At 69.8% G+C, this 2,799-nt stretch carries 2 protein-coding genes; one reads left to right on the top strand and one right to left on the bottom strand.

The features are described from left to right. Positions 1-653 precede the first annotated feature (653 nt). Positions 654-2,102: an IMP dehydrogenase gene (gene guaB, locus F9K34_RS18350; protein ID WP_291338545.1), complete on the bottom strand. Its 1,449-nt coding sequence runs from the start codon at positions 2,100-2,102 to the stop codon at positions 654-656. Positions 2,103-2,258: 156 nt separating this feature from the next. Between guaB and F9K34_RS18345 the strand changes: the two genes are divergently transcribed. Then, positions 2,259-2,799, top strand: a 541-nt coding sequence (locus F9K34_RS18345) for a type 1 glutamine amidotransferase (protein ID WP_291338544.1), incomplete at its 3' end; no start/stop codon positions are given.

Raw genomic sequence — 2,799 nt, 5'->3', positions numbered from 1 at the left:
GGCGCTCTGGGGCGCGGGGTTCATCCGGCTTGCGGTCTATGAGGACAACGCCCGCGCGCTGGCCTTCTACCGCGTGCTCGGCTTCGCCCCGCACCCGGGCGAGACCTCGCTGCTGGTCGCGGGCGCGGCGCTCGACCGCATCGGAAAACCGGGATGAAAGCCGTCCAAGACGACAGCCAGCAAGCATGACCCGCGGATGTTCCTGGCCAACGGCCCCCGCCTGCCTAAACCCGAACAGCCGGCGCGGATCGAGTCCGTGGCATATCTGGATGTACTCGACACGGCGCTTTCCCGCATCCGCGCCTTCGGCGCCGACACGCTGGTTCTGTCGCCCGGCCTTGACGCGCACGAGGGCGACCCGTTCTAGGGCTTCAAGGTCACGACCGCCGGTTTCACCCGGATCGCCGGCCTCGGGCCTCGTGCCGTGATCGTGCAGGAGGACGGCTATCTCCAGCCCGCCCTCGGTGCAAACCTCACGAAATTCCTGGCGGGTTCGGAGCGCAACCGGGCGCGCTCTCCGGCCTCACTCGGCAAAACCGTCCACCAGTAGGCTTCCTGATCCGCCCCTCCCGGCCCGCCGCTCGCGCGGCGAGCGTTCGGCGCTGAAAACGATCCACCGGAGCGTTTTCGCCGGGCGGAGCTCGGCCCGCGCCTCACCCCAATCTGTAATTCGGGCTTTCGCGGGTGATCTGCACGTCGTGGACGTGGCTTTCGGCCAGCCCCGCGCCGGTGATCTTCACGAAGCGGCAGTTCCTCCGCATCTCCGCCACGGTGCCGTTGCCGGTATAGCCCATCGCCGCCCTGAGCCCGCCGACAAGCTGGTGGATCACCGCCTGCGCCGTGCCCTTGTAGGGCACCTGCCCCTCGATCCCCTCGGGGACGAGCTTGTCGCTGGCCGCGTCCTTCTGGAAATAGCGGTCGGCCGAGCCGCGCGCCATCGCGCCCAGGGAGCCCATGCCGCGGTAGGACTTGAAGCTCCGGCCCTGGTAGAGGATCACCTCCCCGGGGCTCTCGTCCGTCCCCGCGATGGCGCTGCCGACCATGGCGCAGGAGGCGCCGGCCGCGATCGCCTTGGCGAAGTCGCCCGAATACTTGATGCCGCCGTCGGCGATCACCGGCACCTCGCCCGCCGCCCCCGCCGCGTCCATGATCGCGGTCAGCTGCGGCACGCCGACGCCGGCGACGATCCGCGTGGTGCAGATCGAGCCCGGGCCGATGCCGACCTTCACCGCGTCCGCCCCGGCCGCGATCAGCGCCCGGGTGGCTTCCGCCGTCGCCACGTTGCCCGCGATCACCTGCACCGCGTTCGACAAGGCCTTGATCCGCTCCACCGCCTTCGCCACGCCCTCGCTGTGGCCATGGGCGGTGTCGATCACCACCATGTCGACGCCCGCGTCGATCAGCGCGCGGCTCCGCTCGAAGCCCTCGTCGCCCACCGTCGACGCGGCCGCCACGCGCAGCCGCCCGAGTTCGTCCTTGCAGGCGTGGGGGTTGAGCACCGCCTTCTCGGTGTCCTTGAGCGTCAGGAGGCCGGTCAGCTTGCCCTGCGCGTCGGTCACCAGGAGCTTCTCGATCCGCCGCGCCTTCATCAGCGACTTCGCCTCGTCGAGATCGGCCGGTTCATGGAGCACGGCAAGGTTCTCCGCCGTCATCATCACCCGCACCGGCGTCTTGTCGTCCGAGGCGAACCGCATGTCCCGGTTGGTGACAATGCCAACGACCCGGCCATGATTGTCCACAACAGGGAAACCGGTGACGTTGTACCGCTCCTGCAGCGCCTTGGCATCGGCCAGGGTCTGGTCGGGCGTCAGCGTGATCGGGTTGTAGACGATGCCGCTTTCGAACCGTTTCACGCGGCTCACCTGTGCCGCCTGTTCCTCGATCCCCAGATTGCGGTGGATGACGCCGATCCCGCCTGCCTGCGCCATGGCGATGGCCATGCGCGCCTCGGTGACCGTGTCCATCGCCGAGGAGAGAAGCGGGATGTTCATGCGGATCGACTTCGTCACGAAGGTCGAGGTGTCGGCGGCCGACGGCAGCACGCTGGAGGCGGCCGGAACGAGCAGAACGTCATCGAAGGTGAGCGCCTCGCGAATCTCCATTGGACACCTCTCGGGGGGAGTTTTCGTTTGGCGCTCCCCTGTTTCACGGGCGCGCCTGAATGGCAAGGCCCAATCTGCGGGCGTCCCCGCTCTCTTGCGCGCGGGCCGGCTTCCATGCTCAATCGCGGCCCGGATTCGTCACCGCCAGAGGACCCCATGCGCGTCGCCGTCGTCGAGAACATGGCCAACACCGCGCTCGGCCAGGTCGGCGTGGCGCTGCGCGAGGCCGGCGCGGAAATCGTCATGTACCGTCCCTGCATCGACGGCCGCCTGCCCGGCGACCTCGCCTCCGGGGACGCGCTCGTCGTGCTGGGCGGCGAACAGTCGGCCATCGACGACGACACGCATCCCTACCTCCCGGCCCTCGCCCGGACGATGCGGACCTGGGCGGAGGCCGGGCGCGCCGTCCTCGGAATCTGCCTCGGATCGCAGATCCTCGCCCGCGGCTTCGGGGCCGCCAACCTCCTCGGCGCCGCACCCGAGTTCGGCTGGCGCGAGGTTCGCGCGACGGCGGCAGGCCGCGCCGACCCGCTCCTTGCCGCGGCCGGTGACCGGTTCCGCACGTTCCAGTGGCACAGCGACACCTTCACGCTGCCCGGGGGCGCGGTCCATCTCGCCGAGAACGGCGATGTCGCGCACCAGGCCTTCCGGCTCGGCCGCGCCGCCTACGGCATGCAGTTCCACTTCGAGGCCGACC

The sequence above is a fragment of the Albidovulum sp. genome (assembly GCF_008933605.1).
Lineage (GTDB): Bacteria > Pseudomonadota > Alphaproteobacteria > Rhodobacterales > Rhodobacteraceae > Albidovulum.
Note: the sequence above shows the minus strand (reverse complement) of the source record. Positions and strands in the feature narration are given on the sequence as shown.